A 23029-nucleotide genomic window follows, 5' to 3' on the forward strand; every position below is an offset into this window, starting at 1 on the left:
TAATTCACGCCGGAGTTGTTGCGGGCTGTTCCGTTTCAGGCAACAAATCCAGGGCATCTGACCGGATTCAGGCGCTTCTGCGCAGAGATTTCGAAAGTTCTTGGCGAATTCTACTGAAATTTTCTGAAACTCTGACCGGATCTGTCGCCGGTATGGAAACAATTGTCCTGTCGAAAATGGCCGCCGGCTCGCCTTGTGGGACTGGTTCTGGCCTGCGGATGAACACCTTTTTGCCGCAATCTGCCCCTTTTCCGCTTCACTCCGGGGCAAAGCAAAGCTAGATATTGATTGTCAGCTGCAAGACGTATGGGCCGTGGGGGCGGTCGTATGTTGGTGGTGTGCCGCAAGGCACCAGAGTGGTGACGAGAGTGCTGCCGATACCGGTAATCCGGAATCCCGCTTTTGCGGGTAAGGTCTTTTGCAGGCCGGCATCCCCTCATCCCATCCACCTCCATTCGACGGGTTCGCTCGGTATTTCCGTGCGATTGTGCCCGTTGCAGGAGTTTACGACGACCATTTCGGGTCGTTTCTGGATGGGATTTGCGGCGACGGATTTCGTTGTCGGGATGTACGAGGATCTGAGATGCCTGTTATCGCGCTTTACACCTTTGAAGAACCGACGACGCACCTCATCCGTGACGAAGCCCCTTCGCATGGCGAGCAGAATGGTGGCCTGACCGGCGGGGCGACCGTCAGCGGCGGCAACCTCAATCTGGACGGCCAGACCGGCTATGTGAAATTCGATCCTCACATGGATTTCCAGCTTTCGAGCGGCACCGTCGGCATCAGCTTTACCCCGACCGCCAGCCCGCTGAGCGACAATCAGACTGTTGTGTCGCGCGACACCGCCGGCGATTACGAGGGCAGCTTCCGCATCGAGGTTACCCCGGATGGCGCGGTGATCGTGACCAGCGAAAGCGGTTCGGGCGACACTGTTTACACCACCGGCCCTGGGTTCTTTACGTCCGGCGACACCATCGACCTGACCTTCTCCTGGGATCAGGGCGGTGCCGGCGGCCAGCTCAATGTCACCAATACCACCACCGGCGGCGTCAGCTCGCAGCCGACTTCGCCTGATGTGACCCTGGTGATGGCCGATTACGGCCAGCCCTGGATCCTCGGCGGCGGCCAGGAAACCACCACCGACCCGCTGAACCCCGATGTCACCAGCCATTTCGAAGGCACGGTCGGCCATTTCTGGGTCTCGGACAGCGTTGACAACCATCCGGTCGGTGAGCCGCCGGTTGCAAATCCCGACATCGCCGAGGTGGATGAGGATGGCGTGGTGGATATCGACGTCCTCGCCAATGACAGCGATCCCGAGGGCGGCGCCCTGACCGTGACCAGCGCGAGTGCCGGCAATGGCACCGTTGAGATCGGCGACAATGGCGTGCTGACCTATCGTCCGAACCCCGATTTCAACGGCGAAGACACCATCACCTATATGATCACCGATCCGGACGGGATGACCGCCTCGACCACGGTGACGGTGACGGTGCATCCGGTGAATGACGATCCGGTGGCGAATGACGACTTTGCCTCGACCACCGGCAGCACCCCGGTCGTGATCTATCCGCTGACCAATGACACCGATGTCGATGGCGACACCCTGTCACTGGTTGGGACGCCGACCTCGCCCAATGGCACGGTCGAGCTGCTGCCCGATGGTGGCATCCGCTTTACGCCGAACCCGGGCTTCACCGGCACCGCCGAGATCGGCTATGACATCTCGGACGGCAATGGCGGCACCGATACCGCGACGATCTTCGTCACCGTCAATCCCGGCACCGGCCGCGATGGCATCATCACCGGGACCGATGGCGATGATCTGATCGGACCTGGCTATATCGATGCCGATGGGGATGAGGTCGATGCCGGTGACGCGATCATCCCGGGCGATGGCCCGGATGATGACCGTATCTATGCCGGCGCGGGCAATGACACCGTGCTCGCGGGGGCAGGCAATGACACCGTTTACGGTGGCACCGGCGATGATCAGCTTTACGGCGGATCGGGCAATGACCTGCTCTATGGCGGCGAGGGCGACGATATCCTGTTCGGCGGCACCGGCGACGACACGCTTTATGGCGGGGCAGGTGACGACACTCTGTTTGGCGGTGCCGGCGCGGATCAGCTGTTCGGCGGCGAGGGGCATAATGTCATCTTCGGCGGCGCCGGAAATGACACAATCACCCTGAGCGGCGGCGGCGACACGGTTTTCGGTGGCGCAGATCGCGACACGATCATTGTCGAGAACCAGGGCGCCGGGACCGGCAGCTATATTGACGGCGGCGAAGAGGGCGACGATTACGACACGCTCGACCTTTCGGGTGCCGGGCCGCTGCGCATCGATTATGACCCGGAGAATCCGGAAAATGGCCGCGTCCATTTCCTGGACCGTGACGGCAATGAGGTCGGCCATCTCGACTTCCGCAATATCGAGAATGTCATCCCCTGCTTTACCCCCGGCACGCTGATCGCGACGCCGCGTGGTGAGGTGCCGGTCGAGGAGTTGCGCGCCGGTGACCGGGTGATCACCCGCGACAATGGCATCCAGGAAATCCGCTGGATCGGTGAAAAGGCCCTGACCGGGCAGCAGCTGCGCGTCGAGAGCCATCTGCAGCCGGTTCTGGTCAAAGCGCACAGCCTCGGCAATGGCCTGCCCGAGCGTGACATGCTGGTCTCGCCGAACCACCGTCTGCTCGTCGCCAATGACCGCACCCAGCTTTACTTCGACGAGCATGAAGTGCTGGTCTCGGCCAAGCATCTTGTGGGCGCGAACGGCATCCATCAGATCGAGTCGATCGGTGTCAGCTATATTCACTTCATGTGTGACCGCCACGAGGTCGTGCTGTCGAACGGTGCCTGGACCGAAAGCTTCCAGCCCGGCGATTACACGCTGAAAGGCATGGGCAATGCGCAACGCAACGAGATCTTCGAACTCTTCCCGGATCTGAAGACCGAAGAAGGCCTCGGCAATTACCATGCTGCCCGCCGCACCTTGAAAAAGCATGAGGCGAAACTGCTCGCCCGCTGAGCCCTGAAGGCCCGGCACCACGGTTTATGCAGCGACTCCGGCGGATCAATCCGCTGGACGAGAGGAAAAGGGCTCCGCTTGCGGGGCCCTTTTTCTTTTGCGCAGCAGATTTTCGGGGGCGGGGGCTTCAGACAGGGGCCGCCGATCCGGAAGCCGCAATGAAAAAGAGGGGCCGGAAATCCGGCCCCAGTCTCAGGGGTTCAATTAGGGGAGGGAGGCGATTTCGCGGCGCTTTTGCGCCCGCGATCACGCGCGCCAGAACGGCTTTGCGACTTCGCTGTCGCGTGTCACCGGGGCCATGCCGATATCGCGCAGCAGGTGATCATCCAGCCGGGCCAGCGACAGGCGTGTGCGCTTTCGGCTCTGCCACCGCGCCAGACCTCGGCCAATTGTGACCAGCAGGCGCGATACCGGCGGCAACCGGTCAAGCCGCGACAAAGGCGCAGGGCGGGAGGGGGCGGATTGCCAGGTCATTTCTGTTATGCCTTGTATTGGTACAATCTGGCTGATATGCTACAAAAAGAAATACAATAGCCAAATATCAATCACCAGAGCTACATTGTGCCGGATACAAGATGGTCTCCTGATCTCAGCGCCTGGGCTGGCCCGAAATATCTCGGCCTCAGCCGCGCGCTTCGCGATGCAATCCGTGCGGGCGATCTGCCGCCGGGCACACAATTGCCCACGGTTCGCGATCTGGCCTGGCGCCTGTCTCTGACGCCGGGCACCGTGGCGCGGGCCTATCAGATCTCGACGCAAGAGGGGCTTTTGGAGGCCACGGTTGGCCGCGGCACCTTTGTTGCCTCCAGTCAGCCGCGGCTCGGGCCGACACAGCCGCTTTACACCGAACGTCTGCCGATGCGGGTCGGCGCCATCGATATGCGGCCGCCGCAGGTGCCCGAGGTCGGCCAGGCCGAGGCCTTCCAGGAGGCGCTGACCACCATGGCCGCCGGCACCGCGCGCGGCTGGACCGATTACACCAGCCAGTCGGGGGAATATGCCCTTCGGACCGAGGTCCTGCGCTGGATGGGGGACCGGATCCTTGGCCCGGCGACGGCGGATGACATCATGCTGACCCATGGCGGGCAGAATGCGGTCGGGCTGATCTTCGATTGTTGCCTGCGGGGCGACCGGCCGGTGGTGGTTCTGGAAGAACTCGCCTATCCGGGCTTCCGTTATGCCGCGCGCTCGGCCCGTGCCGATGTTGTGGCGGTCGAGATCGACGAATATGGCGTCATCCCCGAGGCGCTGGAGGCGGTCTGCCGCCGGCACGGACCGCAGGTGCTGTGCCTGACGTCTGAGGCGCAAAATCCGACGACCGGCAGGATGCCGGTGGAGCGGCGGATGCAGATTGCGCGCATCGCTCGCGATTATGATCTGCAAGTGCTTGAAGATGATTGCTATTCCGTTGCAGAAAGCGATCTTCCCACCCTGCGGGCCCTGGCGCCGGAACGGGTCTGGCTGGTCGGCAGCATCTCGAAAACCGTCTCGGCAGCGATGCGCTTTGGCTTTGTGATCTGCCCGGCGGGGATGGGCGAGGCGGGGCGGCTGTCGGCCCAATACGGCTTTTTCGCCCTGGCGCGGCCGGTTTCGGATCTGATGCTGCATCTGTTTCGCTCGGGCGCTGCCGAAGAGATCCGGGCGAAGGTCCAGGCCGAGTTTGCCCATCGCATCCAGGTCGCCGTCAACCGGCTGGGCGGCTATGATCTTTCCTGGCAGCCCGGCGTGCCCTTTGTCTGGCTGAACCTGCCGCAGGGCTGGCGCGCCTCGTCCTTTTCGCGCATGGCGGAATCCGAGGGCGTCATGGTGCGCTCGGCGGATGAATATGCGCTGGTGGGCGGGCGGGCGCCACATGCGATCCGCCTTGCTATCCCGGGCGCCTTGCCGCTTTGCGATTTCGAGCTGGGCCTTGACCGGCTGGCGGCTTTGCTGGCCAATCCGCCCTCGGCACTCGCAGTCTGAAGCGGGCAGTCTGAAACGGCTGGTCTGAAATGCATCGCCTGGCGCGCACAAGTGTTGCTCTGCGGACTCGGATCGTGATTTCGGGGGGTTACAGGCGGCTCTTCATGTTGACGGCGCGGGCCTGACATTGTCCCATGCTGAAAAGAGCAGCAAAAATGAGATCTCGAATGGGACAGCAGGCCATTTTCCACGCCCCGCGCGGGTGTTCCGATTTCCTGGGCTGGCGCCGTCGCGGCGATGCGGTTGAGGTGGTTTACGATGACGGTGCAGCCCGTCACATGATCTGGCGCGTCGAGGCGGGCGAGGGCTTTGAAGAGCAGCTTTCCGATGCGCTTCAGGTCGCGGTGGAACAGCCGCGTATCGTGCTCGCCCTTTATGCCGAGCTGAATAAACGCGCCATAGCCGTAGAAATGATCAGAGGCTGACCAGAGCGCCGCCGCCCAGCCGGGCGGCGCAACTTTTTTTGGCAGCTTCCCTTGCCTTCGCATCTGCAGGCTTGCATGAAAGCCAGAGCGGCGTCAGTATTTTGATCAAACAGACGTCGGCAGGAATCCGGCAAATCCGGGGGTAAAGGTGCAATCAAAATCCTCTGAGGCACGCACGGGCTGGCTGCTGATTGCGCCCCCGGCACTGGTGACGTTTCTCTTGCTTGCGGCACCGCTGGCAACCGTTCTGGTCTATTCGGTGCTGACCGGCTCGCGCGGCGCGGTCAGCCTGCCGCTCACCGGCGAAAATTATCTCCAGGTGCTGACACGGCCGCAATATCACATCGTGATGCTGCGCTCGCTGAATGTCTCGGTGCTGGTGACGCTGGCCACGGTGCTGCTGGCCTATCCGATCGCCTATTTCGTCAGCTTCCATGTGCAGCCGTCGAAAAAGTCGCTCTGGCTCTTTCTGATCACCATTCCGTTCTGGACCAGCTATATCATTCGCGTCGCACTCTGGCGCACCATTCTGGGCTATGACGGCATCGTCGACAGCTCGCTGATGGGGCTGGGGATCATGGATACGCAGCTCAATGTGCTGCAATATGGCGTGACCTCGATCATCATCACACTGGCCCATGCCTATGCGCCTTTCGCGGTGCTGCCGATCTTTGTGAGCCTGGAAAAGGTTGACCGTTCGCTGCTGGAGGCCGGCCAGGATCTGGGCGAAAGCAAATGGCGCACCTTCCTGCGCGTCACCCTGCCTTTGTCGATGCCGGGCGTGATCGCGGCGGTGCTGATCGTCTTTATCCCGACCGCCGGCGACTATGTGACGCCCGAGCTGATCGGGGCGGGCAAAGTGCCGATGGTGTCGAATTTCGTGGAAACACAGCTGCTTAAATCGCGAAACTTTGCAATGGGTTCGGCGCTGGCGGCGAGTGCGATGATTGCGGTGGCGATTATCAGCGTGGGCTTCCTGCTGTTGAACAAGCGCTTTATCGGAGGCCGGAAATGACCAAAGCCCCCGGCCTTAAGATCTATGCGATCCTCTATCTGGCGTTCCTTTACGGCCCGATCCTCGTGCTGCCGCTCTTTGCCTTCAACAATGCAGCGGTGGTGTCTTTCCCGCTTTCAGGATTCACCACCAAGTGGTTTTCCGAGATGTGGGCCGATCCGAACCTGTGGAAGGCGCTGAAGAACAGCCTGATCATTGCGCTCTCAGTCGCCACGCTGTCGACCATTCTGGGGCTCTTCGCGGCGCGGTCTTCGGTGCGCTATCAATGGCCGCTCAAGGCGCCGGTGATGGGCTTTATCATGCTGCCGCTGGTCTTGCCCGAGATGATCGTCGCGATGTCCTTGCTGATCGTGCTGATGGCGATTGGCATTCCTTTGTCGATCTTCACGGTGATCCTTGGCCATCTGCTGATCTGCACGCCGTTTTCCGTGGCGCTGCTGACTTCGGCCTTCCAGTCACTGGACCGCTCGCTGGAAGAGGCGGCGCTGGATCTGGGCGAGACCCCGGCCTCGACCTTCCGGCTGATCATCCTGCCTTTGGTGATGCCGGGGATCCTGTCTTCCTTCCTGATCACCTTCACCATCTCGATCGACGAATTCATTGTCGCGAACTTTCTCGGCTCGGGCCAGCCGATCCTGTCGGTCTATATCTTCGGCCAGTTCCGGTTCCCCGCGAAAGTGCCCTCGATGCTGGCTCTGGGGACGATCCTTGTCGGGCTTTCCATCTGTCTTCTCGCAATCGCTGAATATTTCCGTCGCCGCGGCATCGCCAGGACCGGTGGCAAGGATTCCGGAGGCTTCCTGTAATGAGCGCTGATAAACGCCCGACCATGATCGAGTTTCGGGATATCCAGAAATACTACGGCGATTACCACGCATTGCGGGGCATCAACGGGACGATCCGGGCGGGCGAGTTCTTCTCGCTGCTCGGGCCATCGGGCTGCGGTAAGACCACGCTCCTGCGCACGATTGCCGGGTTTGAGGGCATCGATTCCGGCGCCGTGCTGATCGACGGCAAGGATATGAGCTCGGTTCCCGCGAACCTGCGGCCGACCAATATGGTGTTCCAGAGCTACGCGATCTTCCCGCATATGTCGGTGGCGGAAAACGTGGCCTTCGGGTTGCGCCGCGATCCGCGCAGCAAGGCCGAAAAGGCGGCTGCCGTGGAAGAGGCGCTCGAGATGGTCGGCCTCAAAGGCTATGGTGGTCGCGCGGCCCATGCGCTGTCTGGCGGTCAGCGGCAGCGGGTCGCGCTGGCGCGGGCGCTGATCCTGAAGCCGAAGGTTCTGCTGCTCGACGAGCCGCTTTCCGCGCTCGACAAGAAGATGCGCGAACATATGCAGGTCGAACTGATCAAGCTGCAGCGCCAGGTCGGGATCACCTTCATTCTGGTGACACATGACCAGGAAGAGGCGCTGGTGATGTCCGATCGCATCGCGGTGATGTTCGAGGGTCAGATTGCGCAGCTCGCCGATCCGGAAACCCTCTACCGCCGCCCGAACAGCCGCAAGGTCGCGGATTTCATCGGTACGATGAATTTCATCCCCTGTGAGATCCTCTCGGAACAGGGCGGCCGGTTCGAGGTCGAGGCCAAAGGCCTCGGCCGCGTGATGCTTGAAGCCGATCAGGCGCCGGCGCCGACCGGCGAGGGCAGCCCGGTTGTGGGGCTGCGCCCCGAGACGCTGACCATGCTCTACCCGGGGCAAACGGCGGATGATCGGTCGGTCAAAGGAAAGATCGACGAGGTGATCTATTTCGGCGATATGACCTATTACGATGTGTTCATTGGTGAGACCGATGTCGAGGTGCGTCTGTCGATGCGCAACACGCCTGGCCGTCCGGTTCTGGATGTGGGGACCGAAGTCGAGCTCGCCTGGTCGCCCTCGGCGCTTGTGCTCTTCCGCTGATCGGTTCCCCCGCTTGCGCGGGGGAAGGCCTCCGGCGGGGATATTTAAGAGACAGAAAATGGGAGCAATTATTTTCTGTCTCTAAATATCCCGGGGTGTGAGGCGAAGCCTCGAGGGGCAGGGCCCCTCTTCCCGGCTGGCCCTAGCTGTCCGGCGGCAGGATACCGAGGCCACGCAGATAGATCCCGACCGAGGCCTCGAGCAGGTCTTCGGGCGTATAGGGCAGGCTGCCGCCATTGCCGCGCAGGAAAAGCTCCACGATGCCGTGGCTGGTGGCACGGATATGGGCGGCGACCATGGTGGCGGGCGGGCGCCGGACAGCAGGGAGCGCGGCGAGCAGCGTTTCGGCGGCGTGTTCCATGATCCCGCGCGCGCGGGTGGCAATCAGCGCAAGGTCCGGATGGCTGGCCGGTTGCAACCCGCTTTCAAACATCGCCTGGTAATGGCCGGGATATTTGCGCGCGAAGGCCAGATAGGCGCGCCCGATCGCTTCAAACCCTGCCAGCGCAGAGGGACGGCCCTCATTCCAGGCATATTCCAGCAATGCCGCGAAAATCCCAAAGCCCTGATGCGCCACTTCGGCGATCAGGTCGTCGCGGCCGGCGAAATGGCGATAGACGGCCGCCGGGGTCACATCGGCGGCTTTGGCGGCCTCGGAGAGGGAAAAGCCCTGCGGGCCATTGGCCGCGATCAGGTCCAGAGCGGCATCGATCAGCGCCTGACGCAGATTGCCATGGTGATAGCCGCGTTTCGTGCTCATGGTCCGATCCGTTCCGGCCGCATCAGCCGCGTGGCATCAGCTCGGGGCCACCGCTGATAGCCGGGTCTATCGCGCCGATCACGGCTTCGTCTTTGCCCTTGTAATCGACACGGCTCAGCACCTGACGGATCGCCGCGAGCCTGGCGCGCCGCTTGTCATCCGACAGGATCACGGTCCAGGGGGCATGAGAGGAATGGCTCAGCGTCAGCGTCTCGGCGATGGCTGCGGAATAATCCTCCCATTTCGCGAGGCCCTCGATATCGACCGGGGAGAGCTTCCACTGTTTCAGCGGATCCTGTTCGCGCTCGATGAAGCGGCGAAGCTGTTCGGCGCGACCGACCTCAAGCCAGAGCTTGATCAGAATGACGCCCTCATCGACCAGCATATGTTCAAATTCAGGGACCTGGCGGAAGAAGGTGGCGCGTTCCGCATCCGAGCAGAAGCCGAAGACCTTCTCGACCACGCCGCGATTATACCAGCTGCGGTCGAACAGCACCATTTCGCCTTTCGCGGGCAACCAGTCGATATAGCGCTGGAAATACCACTGGCCCTTTTCGCGGTCAGACGGCGCCGGCAGCGCCACGACATTGGCGACGCGCGGGTTCAGGTTCTCGCGAAACCGCGCGATGGTGCCGCCCTTGCCGGCGGCATCGCGGCCCTCGAAGATCACCACAATGCGCTTGCCGGTGGCTTTCACATCGGCCTGGAGCCGGACGAGCTGGCGCTGCAGCCCCTCCATTGCCGTATCATAGTCTTTGCGGCCCATCTCTTCGGCATAGGGAAAGCCGGGGGTCAGGATGTCGTCCTTGCCGGCTTTCCCGATGGCCTCGCGGATTTCTTTCGGGGCCTCTTTGCGGAAATAGCGGCTGATCGCGCCGTCAAAGGGCAGGTCGGGCTTGTCTTCGGCCATGGCGCTTCTCCTCGCTCAGCCGCCGATATCGCGCATGTCGAAGGGCGTGTGCTGATAGATCTCGTTGATCCAGTTACCGTAGAGCAGATGCGCATGGCTGCGCCAGCGGTTGCGTGGCTGCTTTGTCGGATCATTGCCGGGATAGTAATGCGAGGGCACATTGATCGGCGTGCCATTGGCGATATCGCGATCATATTCCTGCTTCAGCGTGTCATTCTCATATTCGAAATGGTTGAAGATATAGAGAGCGTTCAACCCGGAATCTTCCACGAGGCAGGGCCCCGTCTGATCGCTGTCGAGCAGGATCTTCATCCCGTCGACGCCTTCGATCTCGTCGCGTTTCATTTCCGTCCAGCGCGAGACCGGCACGAAACAATCATCCGAGAAGCCGCGCAGATAGGGCGAGGCCGGGGCGACGTTTTCATGCAGGAAACAGCCGAAGGCCTTTTTTTCCAGCATATGTTTCTGCACGCCGTGGAAATGGTTGATCATCGCCATGCCGCCCCAGCAGACGCCGAAGGTGGAATGGACATGGGTCCGGGACCAGTCGAAGACCTCACGCAGCTCGTCCCAATAGGTGACCTGATCGAAATCGAGATGTTCGATCGGGGCGCCGGTGATGATCAGCCCGTCGAATTTCTCCTCTCTGACCGCCTGGAAGGGGCGGTAGAAGGTTTCCATATGTTCGGCGGCGGTGTTTTTCGTCTGATGCTCGGTCATGCGGATCAGCGAAAGGTCGATCTGCAGAGGCGTCGCGCCGATCAGCCGGGCGAACTGGTTCTCGGTCTGGATCTTTTTCGGCATCAGATTCAACAGTCCGATTTTCAGCGGCCTGATATCCTGCCGCGCCGCCCGTTCAGGCGACATGACCATGACGCCTTCGTCTTGCAGGACGGAATAGGCGGGCAGGGTCTCGGGCAGGGTGATCGGCATGGTCTGTCCTTGGTATGATGCCAGCTGGGCTGTGGTGGTCAGGCTGCGCCTGTCTTGCGGTCGATCGCGCGGGCGATCATCGCGTCAAATCCATCCGGGCCGGAAACGTCAGCGACCTCTTCGGCAGTGACGGTGACGCCCCATTCGGCCATGGCGGCATAGCGTGGCTGGCGATGGGCGAGGGCCTTCGCATAGGTCCAGCGCACGAAATGGTCAGGGTCGCATTCGTCCTCGCCGAGCTTGTATTCCGCACGGTAGTCTTCCCACATGCGGGTGAGGAAATCGGGCTGGTAATACATCGGCTTTGGGGCGCGGTCAAAGCGGCGGACCAGTTCCTCGGTATGGGCATCAGAGCCCTTGATCCAGACCATCAGGAGCGTCTGGCTGAGCTGCGTCATCACCGGGTCTGTTTCATCCCAGGGGTTCACCACTTCGCAGATCGATCCGGAGGTGTCGCAGATGAAATTCCGGTAGCCATAGAGGTCATTGGCGCGGGCGATGAAGGGTCTGGTATCCAGTGTCGCCGCGATCTCGGCGCCGCGATGCTGGTCCTGGCGCAGCATATATTCGGCAAAGGGCAGGCCGCCCCTGGCCGCATCGCCGGGCTTGCCGAGATAGGTCGAAAGCGGCGCCAGGTTGTTGAAGGTGATGTTCGAGGCGATGAAGACGGAATCCGACATCAGGAGTTCGCGCAGGAGCGGCACCTTCATCGCTTCGCGTTTGAAGTTGTCGGCGATATATTCGCCCATATAGCGGGTGCCGATGCGGTAATCGACCGAGTAATGGAACCAGCCGCCCTGATCGGCCGGGGCCGCGCGCAGCATATTCGACAGATGCGTCTTGCCCAGACCCGACATGCCGAACAGGAGAACCTGCTTGTTCGGGGCTTTGAGATAAGCCGCGCCGGATGGGTAAAGCATGTCGGACCTCTTTGCTCGGATCCGGTCTGAGATAATCCCGCGCGGCGGGGCACGCAATGGCAAAGGGCGGGGCAGCGTGAGGCGCGCCCGGGATGGGGCTGGTCAGAGGGGGCCGCCTTTGCACTGGCCATCGAGGCCAGCGCAAAGGCTGCTGCCGCGCGCCGCTGACCCCGGGCGCCCTGCTCGGGGCTGGCCTCCGGGCCTTATGGGACAGGTATCCCCGCTCATTTTGCGGCAGGGCGGCCTCAACCCGCTGCCGTTCCGGCCTGGGTCAGGAACCGGGGCCCGGGGCATTTCCGGTCTTCGGGATCCAGTCGAGAAAGGCCTGCAGGCCCAGCCCCATTTTCTTGCCCCGCTTGCGGCGAAACAGGACAGGCACCTCGAGGCCGTTTCGGACATTGGTGAATTTCAGCGCCACAAGGCTGCGCGTCTTGAGCTGTTTTCTGATGGCCGAGGCCGGGATATTCGCCCAGCCCAGCCCTTGTTCGGCCATTGCGGACATCTGGTAAAGCGTGCCCACCTTCCAGAGCTGCGCCGCGATCAGCGTGCTGCGGGTTTCAGGCGGACCATATGGGCTGGCACTGATGATCTGGCGATGGCCCTGCAGGGCCTCAAGCGTCAGCCCCTGCTGGCGGGCCAGGGGATGGTCCGGCGCGACCACGGCCACGATGGTTTCCACCCAGAGCCCCGTCACCGCCTCATCCATGCTGATCGTGCGGTCGGCATAGCTCAGACAGCCATCAATCTCATCCCGGGCCAGCGCCCGCAGAATATCGGATTGCGGCGCAGTGATCAGATTGACCCGCAACAGGGGATATGTGTCCGACAGCCGCCGCAGCGGCGAAAGGATATTCTCCATCGGCAGGTCTGAAGAAATCCCTAAAGTCAGCTCGCTTTCCAGCCCCCCGGCCATAGCGCCAAGCCGTTTGTTGATCGCGGCGATATCGGCCACAACCATGCGGGCATCCGCCAGCACCGCCTGCAGCCTTTCGCTGGGCAGCGCCTCGCGGCCACTGCGGTCAAAGAGGGCAAAGCCCAGATCGGCCTCGAGGCCGGCAACCATCATGCTGATGGCGGCGGGCGTGCGGCGCAGGCGTCTGGCCGCCGCCGAGAAGGATCCCTCGTCGACGATGGCCAGCAAAAGGCCAAGCTGTTCTCCGGATATCATCGCGCACCGTTAAGGAAAACTTAAATGAGCTTATTTGCCCTGTCAGTATTCATTACAGTATCAGGCTGTAAAACTGAAGCTATGAGGCAAGACTATGCAAGGCTGGAAACGCCGCGTCACCTATCTCGGGCTGTTTGAGGCCACTGCGATCCTGATTTCATCGACCTTCCTCAGCTATGTCAGCGGCAAGAGCGGTGCGCATAGCCTTGCGCTTTCGATGATGATCACCACAACGGCCATCACCGTGAATTTCTTTTACAATCTGGCCTTTGAAGCCTGGGAGGTCCGCCAGGTCAGACGCGAACGCACCGTTGCGCGGCGCGTCCTGCATGCTCTTGGTTTCCAGATCTGCCTGGTCACCCTGCTGATTCCGCTGATCGCCTGGTGGTTCGAGGTCTCGCTGATCGAGGCGCTTTTGATGGATATGGCCCTGATCGTCTTCTTCCCGATCTATACGATGATCTTCACCTGGGGCTTTGACCTGGTGTTCGGGACGCCGGCGCATTTGCTGCAAGAGGCATAAAGCAGCGACCGCCGGCGCCCCTGGCCAGGATGCCTGGACATCCTGGAGCGCGGCGCGATGCCAGCCTTGCGTACAGCGCTATCGGCCCGTATCCGTTGCGCGCTGCATGTGGTGAGAGCGCCCGGCCGGGAGAGGGAGATATCCCCTGCGGCAGCCACCCAGGGTATTTCGGTCGGCTTGGCGCGGAGGAATCGATGCCATATGATCCGCGCCAGGCGAAGGAATATAAATGCGTAAGCTGAAATGTAGCGGTTGCGGCGGCGCGCTGACGCTGGTGACCACGGCCGAGGGACATGTTGTCGGTAAATGCGGCAATTGTGGATCTGACCATGTGATCGATGCCAGAGCGCGGCAGCATGTCGTGGTCGAGCATCGCTTTGCCGAAGCTGGCCGTCCGGCCAATGCGCCCGCTGTCAGCGGTCGGAGACGTCTGATCGGGGCCGGCCTTGGGGTGGCCGGGGTTCTGGCACTTGCGCCGATCCTTGGGCGAACAATCTTTGACCCGACAGCGCGGTCCCCGGATCCGCAATCACCCTTCCGAGAGATCTTCAACGTTGGCGGAGAGGGGGCCGCGCCCGGGCAGTTCCGCGATACGCCGTTTGATGTTGCGGTCGACAGCCTTGATCGCGTGCTCGTGCGCGACAATGGTGACCGCTATTACATTTTCGGGCCCGATGGCCGCTTTCTGAATAATTACCCCAGACCAACCGGCACCTCTGGCCGTTTCGTCGTGCTTTTGCCGGGCGGCGATCTGATCATGAGCGATCAGCGCAGGTTTTTCCGTGTCGATATGGAAAGCGGAGAGATCAAAGAGACTGTTCCCGCGCCCGAAGAAATTGATGAATGGAGCAATGGCGCAGCGGAATGCGTGACACCTGCGGGCGGTATCGCCCTTTACCGGGTGCCCGATAGCCTGAACCCGGACCGCCGCTCTATGGGGTATGGCACCAGCGCGCCGGGCCGCGATGTTGTGATCTTTCTGGATCGCAACCTGCGCGAGACCCGTCGCCTGAGCGATCTTTTGCCCCAGGCCATTGCTGCGGATCCGATGATCAACCTGGCCGCCCAACCGGTCAGTATTGCCGTGAACGGCAATGGCAGCATTTTCATCTATGTGATCCCGGGGGACGATCACGACAACCGCACCGGGGTCTTCGAATTCAACGCCGAAGGCCGTTTTCAGCGCCGTATCGCGGTGACGCAAAAGTTCAGCGGCTCGATCACTATGGCGCCAGATGACAGCCTCTGGGTGCAAGACAGCTGGATGAGCGAGCTGCAGCATATCACCGCCGAAGGGGTAAAGACCTGTGAGACGGCAGGCCTTGGTCGCAACCGGGGAGAGGCGCCAGGAAACATATATTCGGTGGCGGCTTACCGCGATGGCAGCCTTGCCATGGTTGGTGGAGGTCGGCTGATCCGGGCCGCGCTTGTCAAAGCCGATCACCAGGCATGACAGCGACAGCCGTAACGGGGTGCTGCAATCATGAGCAGATCAATGCCCCCTTCTCTGGATCGGTGCTGCGGTGATTGCCGCCGGGTCCTCGTCGTTTTAACTCTGAAAGCCGCCGTCTTGCGGTTGAAAGGTTACTCTAGAGGTTAACGTCGACACCAAAGATGCGCCCTCGGCTATGCGTCTCGAGAGCAGAGCTGCCTTGCATCGTGGCGACTATCTTGCTGGGCCACGATATTCGCCATGTGGATTGGCCAGAGGGCTGCAAGAACGCGAATGACATCCTGGTCCTCCAGGGCGAGGGCGCGTATCGCACAATACCTCTCCGACGCCAGGCGGGTTGGCAGGTGGTTTTCACCCGCTTGGCGTGATCACACAGGCTAATATCACGGAGGCCAATATCACACAGGCCAATATCCGGGCTGGTTCTGTCCGCCCGGATATCATGCCTGCACCAGGGGGGGCCCCCGGCCTGTCCCCGGAGGTCCGGGCAGGGGGCGGACCTCCGGAGACCGCGGCCTCAGAAGTCCCAGTCTTCGTCTTCGGTGGCAACCGCCTTGCCGATGACATAGCTCGAACCAGAGCCCGAAAAGAAGTCATGGTTCTCGCTGTCAGGTGACAGCGCCGCGAGGATCGCCGGATTGACCTCGCAGACCGAAGGCGGGAACAAAGCCTCATAGCCAAGGTTCTGCAGTGCCTTATTGGCGTTGTAATGCAGGAAGGCCTTCACGTCCTCGGTCAGACCGATGCCGTCATAAAGCTCTTCCGTATAGCGTTGCTCGATCTCATAAAGGTCGAACATCAGGGCAAAGGCGAAATCCTTCAGCTCTTCGCGCTTCGCTTCGGTCAGTTTCTCCAGACCGCGCTGATACTTATAGCCGATGTAATAGCCATGCACCGCCTCGTCGCGGATGATCAGGCGGATCAGGTCGGCGGTATTCGTGAGCTTCGCACGGCTCGACCAGTACATTGGCAGATAGAAGCCGGAATAGAACAGGAAGCTCTCCAGGAAAACGCTGGCGATCTTGCGCTTCAGCGGATCTTCCCCGGCCTTGTATTTCTCCAGAATGATGCGGGCCTTGGCCTGGAGATGCGGGTTCTCCTCCGACCAGCGAAAGGCATCGTCAATCTCTTTGGTCGAGCAAAGCGTCGAGAAGATCGAGGAATAAGACCGCGCATGGACCGATTCCATAAACGCGATATTGGTCAGACAGGCCTCTTCATGCTGGGTCACCACATCGGGCATCAGCGAGATCGCCCCAACCGACGACTGCACCGTATCCAGCAGCGTCAGCCCGGTGAACACCCGGATTGTGAGCTCGCGCTCTTCGGGCCTCAGCGTCGACCAGGACTGCACATCATTCGACAGCGGCACTTTCTCCGGCAGCCAGAAATTCACCGTCAGCCGGTTCCAGACCTCCAGGTCCTTGTCATCCTGCAACCGGTTCCAGTTGATCGCCTTGAGAATGGTCTTGGGCACAACATGATCCTTCACGGCGAAGGCTCCCCTCATTTTCTGTCTCTAAATATCCCACGGGGGTCCGGGGGTGTGAAACCCCCGGCGCGCAGCCCGTAAACCTTACAGCGTGCAGGAAACGCAGCCCTGCACTTCGGTCCCTTCCAGCGCGGTCTGGCGCAGCCGGATGTAATAGATCGTCTTGATGCACTTCTTCCAGGCATAGATCTGCGCTTTGTTGATGTCGCGCGTGGTGGCTTCGGCCGGGAAGAACAGCGTCAGCGACAGGCCCTGATCGACATGTTCGGTCGCCGCCGCATAGGTGTCGATGATCGCTTCCGGCCCGATCTCATAGGCATCGCGGTAATATTCCAGGTTCTCATTCGACATGAAGGCGGCCGGGTAATAGACGCGCCCGATCTTGCCTTCCTTGCGGATCTCGATCTTCGCCACGATCGGGTGGATCGAGCTGGTCGAGTTGTTGATATAGGAAATCGACCCGGTCGGCGGCACGGCCTGGAGGTTGCGGTTGTAAAGCCCGCTCGCCATGACATCGGCTTTCAGCGCTTCCCAATCCGCGCGGGTCGGCAGCGTCACCCCCTCAAACAGTTCGGTGACCTTCTCCGAAACCGGCAGCCAGTCGCGCCCGGTATATTTGTCAAAGAACGAGCCATCGGCATATTTCGACTTGTCGAAATCCCTGAAACTTTGCCCATGCTCGCGCGCCAGCAGGTTCGAGGTGCGGATCGCGTGATAGGCAATGGCTGCGAAATAGACAGAGGTGAATTCGACACCTTCGGGTGAGCCGTAATGCACGAGCTCGCGCGCGAGGTAGCCATGCAGGTTCATCTGGCCCAGCCCGATGGCATGGCTCTCATCATTGCCGCGCCGGATCGAGGGCACTGCATCAATCGCCGACATTTCCGACACGGCGGTCAGCGCGCGCACGGCCGCTTCGACGGTCTTGCCCAGATCCGGGCCGTCCATCGCTGCCGCGATGTTCAGCGAGCCGAGGTTGCAGGAAATATCCGTGCCAAGATGATCGTAGCTCAGATCCTCGTGGAAGGTCGACGCCTCATTGACCTGCAGGATTTCCGAACAGAGGTTCGACATGGTGATGCGCCCGTGGATCGGGTTCGCCTTATTCACCGTGTCTTCGAACATGATATAGGGATAGCCGGATTCGAACTGGATCTCGGCGATGGTCTGGAAGAACTCGCGCGCGTTGATCTTGCGCTTCTTGATGCGCTTATCGTCGACCATCTCGTCATATTTCTCGGTGACCGAGATTTCCGAGAAGGGCACGCCGTAAACCTTCTGCACGTCATGCGGCGAGAAGAGATACATATCCTCGTTGTTCTTCGCGAGCTCGAATGTCACATCCGGGATCACCACGCCAAGGCTCAGCGTCTTGATGCGGATCTTCTCATCGGCATTCTCGCGCTTGGTGTCGAGGAAGCGCAGGATGTCCGGGTGGTGGGCGTTGAGGTAAACCGCGCCGGCCCCCTGACGCGCGCCAAGCTGGTTCGCGTATGAGAAGCTGTCTTCCAGAAGTTTCATCACCGGGATGACGCCGGAGGACTGATTCTCGATCCCTTTGATCGGGGCGCCGGCCTCACGCAGGTTGGTCAGCATCAGCGCCACGCCACCGCCGCGCTTCGACAGCTGCAGCGCCGAATTGATCGACCGCCCGATCGATTCCATATTGTCTTCAAGCCGCAGGAGGAAGCACGAGATCAGCTCGCCGCGCGACATTTTTCCTGCGTTGAGGAAGGTCGGCGTTGCGGGCTGGAACCGGCCCGAAAGGATCTCGTCCATGAAGGACATCGCCAGCGCCTCATCGCCGCGCGCAAGCGCCAGCGCAACCATGACCACGCGGTCCTCGTAACGCTCGAGGAAGCGCTGACCGTCGCGGGTCTTCAGCGTATAGGAGGTGTAATATTTGAACGCGCCGAGGAAGGTCGGGAAGCGGAACTTCTTCTCATAGGCGGCATCCCAGATCTGGCGCTGGAAGTTGCGCGAATACTGATCCAGCACATCGGGCTCGTAATAGCCTTCATCAACCAGATAGCGCAGCTTCTCGTCCAGATTGTGGAAAAAAACCGTGTTCTGGTTCACATGTTGCAGGAAATATTGCTTCGCCGCCATGCGGTCGGCGTCGAAGCGGATTTTGCCCTCTCCGTCATAGAGGTTCAGCATCGCGTTCAGCGCATGGTAGTCCAGCGCCGGCTTCACGCCATTGTCGAGCATTCCATCCCCCAGAATAGATCAAGCCCGCGCCGGACGCGGGCGATGTCGGTTTCCGTGCCGGCCAGCTCGAAGCTGTAGAGAACCGGCACATTGCATTTACTGGCGATAACCCGGCCCGCAAGGGCGTAGGTCTGGCCGAAATTTCGGTTGCCCCCGGCGATCACACCGCGCAGACCGGCGCGCCGGTCGGGGTCATTGAGAAAGCGGATCACCTGTTTCGGGACCGCACCGCGCCCCTCGCCATCGGCGAATGTCGGGCAGATCAGAACGAAATCCCCGCCCGGATCCGGCATAGGATCCTGCGGGGATATTGGGATACGCAGCGCCGTGCCATAGCGGCCGGCGCTGACTTCTTCCAGGCGCGTGACGAAACGCAGGGTATTGCCCGAGGCAGAAGAGAAAAAGACGAGCCCGGGCACGGACACCCCCTCAGCTGGCGAGGCGGCCGATCATATCGGGACGAAAGCCCGCCCAATGCGCGTCACCGGCGATGACGACAGGGGCCTGGCGATAGCCGAGCGCCACAACGCGGTTCATCGCATCGGCATCTTCGGTCAGATCGATAATGGAATAGGACAAGCCTTTGGCATCGAGCGCACGGGTGGTTGCGGTGCACTGAACGCATGCGGGTTTGGAGTAAACGGTGATGGTCATTGCCTGATCCTTCTACTGTCCCATGTGGCTGCGGTTCGCTGAGAAACGGCCAGCGGAACGCTTCCGCCGGGTGATATCCTCGCGCCCGTCGCACGGTTTTGTTGCCTTCACTTTGCCCTGGGATCCTGCCGCGGCTCTGGTCTTCCCGAAGGTTTCCCCCCGGGATTTCCCCTGGCCGTTCCTGCCGCTGGCTGCGCCCGGAAATGCCCCGGTTTCCCCCGGATTTCGGACGCGTCGCAGGCTGCAGGTTTGTTCCCGGAACATCTGCATATTGATCCCCGATTTGCTCTGCTGTCAACATCTTGTGTTATTGAAATGCTACCCGTGACCGGAACGACTCAGAGTTGAAAAGCCTCTGAAATCAGAGGAAATCGTTGTTTTGCCGGGGCGGCGGGGGGGAAATGTGTGCCTCTAAACCCACAGATCCGGGCTGCGCAAAATATCGCCTTGCACAATATCCAGGAGCAGGGGCGGCCCCTGGTCGTGCCGCGTCGTGGACAGAATGGTGCACATCTCTGGGGATAAGCCGGTTGACCCAGCGGAAGGCAGTGCAGGCGCCGGTCGCGCCCGCCGGGTCGTCACCAAATTGATTCGAAGGCGGCAGGGCCCGGGGCAGGAGCCGGGGGGCAGGAGCTTGGGGGGCAGTTCCTGGTTCGCGGTGTTTCAGGCAGCCGGGGCGGACGGGGGGGCGGACGGGGGGGCGGGCGGGATGGAATAGGTCATATTCGCCCGCGCCACCGGATCCTCGACCCCGTCCGAGAAGATCAGCGCATCCGCCACCGCCAGCACGCGGCCAAGTTTCAAAAGCCGCACATCGCAGTAGAGCCCGCGCCCGGCGGCCGGCTTGCGCATGAAATCGATGGAACATCCCGTGGTGACCGCCAGCGCCACCGGCCCGATCCTCGACAGGATGGCCAGGTAGACCGCCACATCGGCGAGGGCGAACATCGTCGGGCCGGATACGGTGCCACCCGGGCGCAGATGGCGCTCGGCCACTTGCAGCCGCAGCCGGATGCCCTGATCGGTCACCGCATCCACGGTGAAATCCGACGCCACCTGGCCGAAATCGCGGGTGACAAATTCGTTCAGCGCGGCTCTGTCCATCAGGATCGGTTTCGCCATCGGTGTTCTCCCATATCTGCGCGCGGTGACCGGCGGGGAGAGTAGCTGTCTCAGACGCACCGGCAAGGCTGCCGATGCGTTATTCTCTGTCAGGCCGCGCCGCCCTCAGACCTCGACCGAGATCTTGCCCATCGGGTTCGAGCAACAGGCGAGGATCCAGCCCTCGGAAATCTCGTCATCCGAAATGCCGCCATTATGGACCATATGCACATCGCCTGCGGTCTTTTTCACCTTGCAGGTGCCGCAAAGGCCGAAGGTACAGCCCGAGGGAATGTTCAGCCCGGCGCGTTTCGCCACTGCGAGCACGGTATCGGTCTCGGAACAGGGCGCGGTCACGTTTGATGCGGCGAAGGTGATCTGCGCGCCGGCCTCGGAATCGGGAATCACATCGTCGATCACCGGGGCATCGGCTTCCGTCGACACCGGTGCACCGAAGCTTTCCTGATGGTAATGTTCCATATCGAAGCCGAGCGAGACCAGCATGTCGCGCACCGCCTGCATGAACGGCTCCGGCCCGCAGCAAAACACCTCGCGCTCCAGATAATCCGGCGCCATCAGCCCAAGCATGATCTGGCTCAGCCGGCCCTGATAGCCAGTCCAGGTCTGGAACGGGTCGCTCTCCTCGACGGTAAAGCGCAGCTTCAGCCCCGGCACACGGTCCGCAAACCCTTCGAGCCGCTTGCGCAACAGGATTTCGGATGGCCGCTTTGCCGCATGGACGAAGACGATATCGGGCATCTCGCCCGAATCCCAGGCCCAGGTCGTCATCGACATCATCGGCGTGATGCCCGATCCGGCCGAAATAAAGAGATGCTTCTTTGCCGGATGCCGGTGCGAGCTGAAGATCCCCGCCGGGCCGTAAGCCTTGATCTTCATCCCCGGCTTCAGGTGATCGAGCATCCAGCGTGTGCCGATCGAGCCCGCCTGGGCTTTCACCGTGACCGAGATCGACAGCGGTCGCGACGGCGAAGACGAGATCGTATAGGTGCGCTGGACATTGCCCCTGGCGCCTTTTTTCGGATCAACCGGCAGGTCGAGCGTCACGAACTGGCCCGGCTGATAATCGAACCAGGCGCCCGAGGGCGCGCGGAAGGTGAAGGTGGCGGTATCCGGCGTCTCGGGCACGACCATGGCGCATTCAAGATGCTCCGCATCATCCCAGGGCTTCGCAGACCAGTTAAGTTGTTGCTTTCCCATTTTTTATTCCGCCGCCAGTGCCGGGCCGGTGCCGGAAACGGGGCCAAGGCGTTGCGTCATGATGCCCGTATACCAGTCGATGAATTGCATCACCCCTTCTTCCTGGATCGGGGAATAGGGTCCGGGCTCATAGGCGGGAGAAAGAATGCCCTTCTGGTTTTCCTCGACCACCTGGCGGTCTTCGTCATTGGTGTTGAGCCAGACGCGGGTGAGGGTTTCGAGATCATAATCGACGCCCTCGACCGCATCCTTATGGACCAGCCAGTTCGTGGTCACTTGCGTCTCGGTCGGGCTGATCGGCAGGATGCGGAAGACGATGGCGTGATCACCGAGGAAATGGTTCCAGCTGTTCGGGTAGTGGAAGAACAGAAGGCTGCCGGCATCGTTGAAGGGCATGGTGCCCATGCGTTTCGCCACCGCCGCCTTTGTCGACATCGTATAGCTTTCGGCGCCGTTCAGCAGGGGAATGCGGGCGAGCCGCCATTGCATCTGCGGATGGTTGGTAAAGCGCGAGGGCAGGCCCGCCGCCTCGCAGCGCTTCCAGTGTTCGATAATGTCGGGCGAGGCCGAATCAGGCCCCTCCATCGCCGTCATACGCGGGTTGTCGGAGTAAGTCCGGCACAAAGACGGGTGCGCGCCGCCGCAATGATAGCATTCGCGGTTGTTCTCGATCACCAGTTTCCAGTTGCCGTTTTCGACGATGGTCGAGCTGAAAGCGACCTTTGCATCGGCAAGCCCCGAGGGGGCCAGATACGACATCAGCTTCGGCGCGAGGTCGGAAATGGGAGGGGGCACTTCGGCGAGACAGATAAAGACCATGCCGCCAAGATCGACACAGTGCACCTTCTTCAGCCCGAATTTCGAGGGGTCGAAATCCTCGCCCATATCGCGGGCGAAAATAAGCTTGCCCTCGAGGTCATAGGTCCATTGGTGATAGGGGCAGACAAGGTTCGTCGTCGCGCCATTGGTCTTCGCGCAAAGCCGCTGACCGCGATGGCGGCAGACATTGTGGAACGCGCGGATGCGATTATCTTTGCCCTTGATGATCACCACCGGATAGGCGCCGATCTGCAGCGTGGCAAAGGCGCCGGGTTTCTCCAGCTCGCAGGCCGGAATGGCGAAGAGCCATTCACGATACCACAGATGCTGAAGATCCGCCTCCAACACCCCGGGATCACAATATAAATCGCGCTCTAAGGCATAGCCGCTCTGGCGTGCCAGCAGGCGGGAAAGGGTTTCGGACTGGCTCAGCATCTGCTGTCCTTCGCGTTAGCCCGGGCGTGCCGCACAGGCAGGTTTGATGTGCGGTGGACAACAGGCGGCGAAGGGCCCGCGCGGGGA

At 61.3% G+C, this 23029-nt stretch carries 21 protein-coding genes; 8 read left to right on the plus strand and 13 right to left on the minus strand.

Annotated features, from left to right (window positions below; all coding sequences use genetic code 11):
• The first annotated feature begins 583 nt into the window (after positions 1-583).
• Complete coding sequence (locus JC607_RS13470; RefSeq protein WP_198837443.1) at positions 584-3037, plus strand: Hint domain-containing protein; 2454 nt, start codon at positions 584-586, stop codon at positions 3035-3037.
• A gap of 246 nt (positions 3038-3283) precedes the next feature.
• Here the strand turns inward: JC607_RS13470 and JC607_RS13475 are convergent, their stop codons facing one another.
• Positions 3284-3511: a DUF1127 domain-containing protein gene (locus tag JC607_RS13475; RefSeq protein ID WP_198837444.1), complete on the minus strand. Its 228-nt coding sequence runs from the start codon at positions 3509-3511 to the stop codon at positions 3284-3286.
• Positions 3512-3598: 87 nt separating this feature from the next.
• Here JC607_RS13475 and JC607_RS13480 point away from each other — a divergent pair, with 87 nt between their 5' ends.
• The 5 genes from JC607_RS13480 (at position 3599) to JC607_RS13500 (ending at position 8345) form a co-directional block, all read left to right on the plus strand.
• On the plus strand, positions 3599-4999 hold the full coding sequence (locus JC607_RS13480; protein WP_198837445.1) for a PLP-dependent aminotransferase family protein: 1401 nt from the start codon (positions 3599-3601) through the stop codon (positions 4997-4999).
• Positions 5000-5166: 167 nt separating this feature from the next.
• Positions 5167-5424 (plus strand): hypothetical protein, encoded by a 258-nt coding sequence (locus JC607_RS13485; RefSeq protein WP_198837446.1) that lies wholly within the window; start codon positions 5167-5169, stop codon positions 5422-5424.
• Positions 5425-5572: 148 nt separating this feature from the next.
• The gene (locus JC607_RS13490) at positions 5573-6439 is read left to right on the plus strand and encodes an ABC transporter permease (RefSeq protein WP_198837447.1); all 867 of its coding nucleotides are present in this window, start codon (positions 5573-5575) and stop codon (positions 6437-6439) included.
• Positions 6436-7245 carry an ABC transporter permease gene (locus JC607_RS13495; protein WP_198837448.1) on the plus strand — a complete coding sequence of 270 codons (810 nt, stop codon included), beginning with the start codon at positions 6436-6438 and terminating at the stop codon, positions 7243-7245. Before JC607_RS13490 ends, JC607_RS13495 begins: the two co-directional genes overlap by 4 nt.
• Positions 7245-8345 (plus strand): ABC transporter ATP-binding protein, encoded by a 1101-nt coding sequence (locus tag JC607_RS13500; protein WP_198837449.1) that lies wholly within the window; start codon positions 7245-7247, stop codon positions 8343-8345. Before JC607_RS13495 ends, JC607_RS13500 begins: the two co-directional genes overlap by 1 nt.
• 142 nt (positions 8346-8487) lie before the next feature.
• On the opposite strand, the gene JC607_RS13505 is transcribed toward JC607_RS13500, so the two are convergent.
• The 5 genes from JC607_RS13505 to JC607_RS13525 form a co-directional block, all read right to left on the minus strand.
• Positions 8488-9105 carry a TetR/AcrR family transcriptional regulator gene (locus JC607_RS13505; RefSeq protein ID WP_198837450.1) on the minus strand — a complete coding sequence of 206 codons (618 nt, stop codon included), beginning with the start codon at positions 9103-9105 and terminating at the stop codon, positions 8488-8490.
• A gap of 22 nt (positions 9106-9127) precedes the next feature.
• Entirely contained in the window at positions 9128-10015 is an 888-nt protein-coding gene (gene ppk2 / locus JC607_RS13510) for a polyphosphate kinase 2 (protein ID WP_198837451.1), read from the minus strand.
• A 15-nt stretch (positions 10016-10030) separates the two neighbouring features.
• Positions 10031-10948, minus strand: coding sequence for a homoserine O-succinyltransferase (gene metA, locus JC607_RS13515; RefSeq protein WP_198837452.1), 918 nt, complete (start codon positions 10946-10948; stop codon positions 10031-10033).
• Positions 10949-10986: 38 nt separating this feature from the next.
• A complete protein-coding gene (locus JC607_RS13520) occupies positions 10987-11868 on the minus strand; it encodes an ATPase (RefSeq protein WP_198837453.1) in 882 nt (293 codons plus the stop codon).
• A 271-nt stretch (positions 11869-12139) separates the two neighbouring features.
• Positions 12140-13036, minus strand: a complete 897-nt coding sequence (locus tag JC607_RS13525; protein WP_198837454.1) for a LysR family transcriptional regulator — start codon at positions 13034-13036, stop codon at positions 12140-12142.
• A 94-nt stretch (positions 13037-13130) separates the two neighbouring features.
• Here JC607_RS13525 and JC607_RS13530 point away from each other — a divergent pair, with 94 nt between their 5' ends.
• Complete coding sequence (locus JC607_RS13530) at positions 13131-13559, plus strand: PACE efflux transporter (RefSeq protein WP_198837455.1); 429 nt, start codon at positions 13131-13133, stop codon at positions 13557-13559.
• A 229-nt stretch (positions 13560-13788) separates the two neighbouring features.
• Positions 13789-15012 (plus strand): hypothetical protein, encoded by a 1224-nt coding sequence (locus JC607_RS13535; RefSeq protein ID WP_198837456.1) that lies wholly within the window; start codon positions 13789-13791, stop codon positions 15010-15012.
• A gap of 517 nt (positions 15013-15529) precedes the next feature.
• On the opposite strand, the gene nrdF is transcribed toward JC607_RS13535, so the two are convergent.
• From nrdF to JC607_RS13570, 7 genes are all read right to left on the minus strand, one after another.
• On the minus strand, positions 15530-16522 hold the full coding sequence (gene nrdF, locus JC607_RS13540) for a class 1b ribonucleoside-diphosphate reductase subunit beta (RefSeq protein ID WP_198837457.1): 993 nt from the start codon (positions 16520-16522) through the stop codon (positions 15530-15532).
• A gap of 66 nt (positions 16523-16588) precedes the next feature.
• Positions 16589-18715: a class 1b ribonucleoside-diphosphate reductase subunit alpha gene (gene nrdE / locus JC607_RS13545; RefSeq protein ID WP_198837458.1), complete on the minus strand. Its 2127-nt coding sequence runs from the start codon at positions 18713-18715 to the stop codon at positions 16589-16591.
• Entirely contained in the window at positions 18697-19134 is a 438-nt protein-coding gene (nrdI, locus tag JC607_RS13550) for a class Ib ribonucleoside-diphosphate reductase assembly flavoprotein NrdI (protein ID WP_198837459.1), read from the minus strand. The genes nrdE and nrdI overlap by 19 nt, the downstream gene beginning before the upstream one ends.
• 10 nt (positions 19135-19144) lie before the next feature.
• On the minus strand, positions 19145-19369 hold the full coding sequence (nrdH, locus tag JC607_RS13555; protein WP_092896774.1) for a glutaredoxin-like protein NrdH: 225 nt from the start codon (positions 19367-19369) through the stop codon (positions 19145-19147).
• Positions 19370-20032: 663 nt separating this feature from the next.
• Entirely contained in the window at positions 20033-20491 is a 459-nt protein-coding gene (locus tag JC607_RS13560; protein WP_233092899.1) for a PaaI family thioesterase, read from the minus strand.
• Between the two features lie 105 nt (positions 20492-20596).
• Entirely contained in the window at positions 20597-21688 is a 1092-nt protein-coding gene (locus tag JC607_RS13565) for a hybrid-cluster NAD(P)-dependent oxidoreductase (RefSeq protein WP_198837460.1), read from the minus strand.
• A 3-nt stretch (positions 21689-21691) separates the two neighbouring features.
• Entirely contained in the window at positions 21692-22942 is a 1251-nt protein-coding gene (locus tag JC607_RS13570; protein ID WP_198837461.1) for an SRPBCC family protein, read from the minus strand.
• Positions 22943-23029 lie beyond the last annotated feature (87 nt).

Origin of the sequence: Paracoccus sp. IB05 (genome assembly GCF_016405985.1) — a bacterium.
Taxonomy (GTDB): Bacteria; Pseudomonadota; Alphaproteobacteria; order Rhodobacterales; family Rhodobacteraceae; genus Pseudogemmobacter.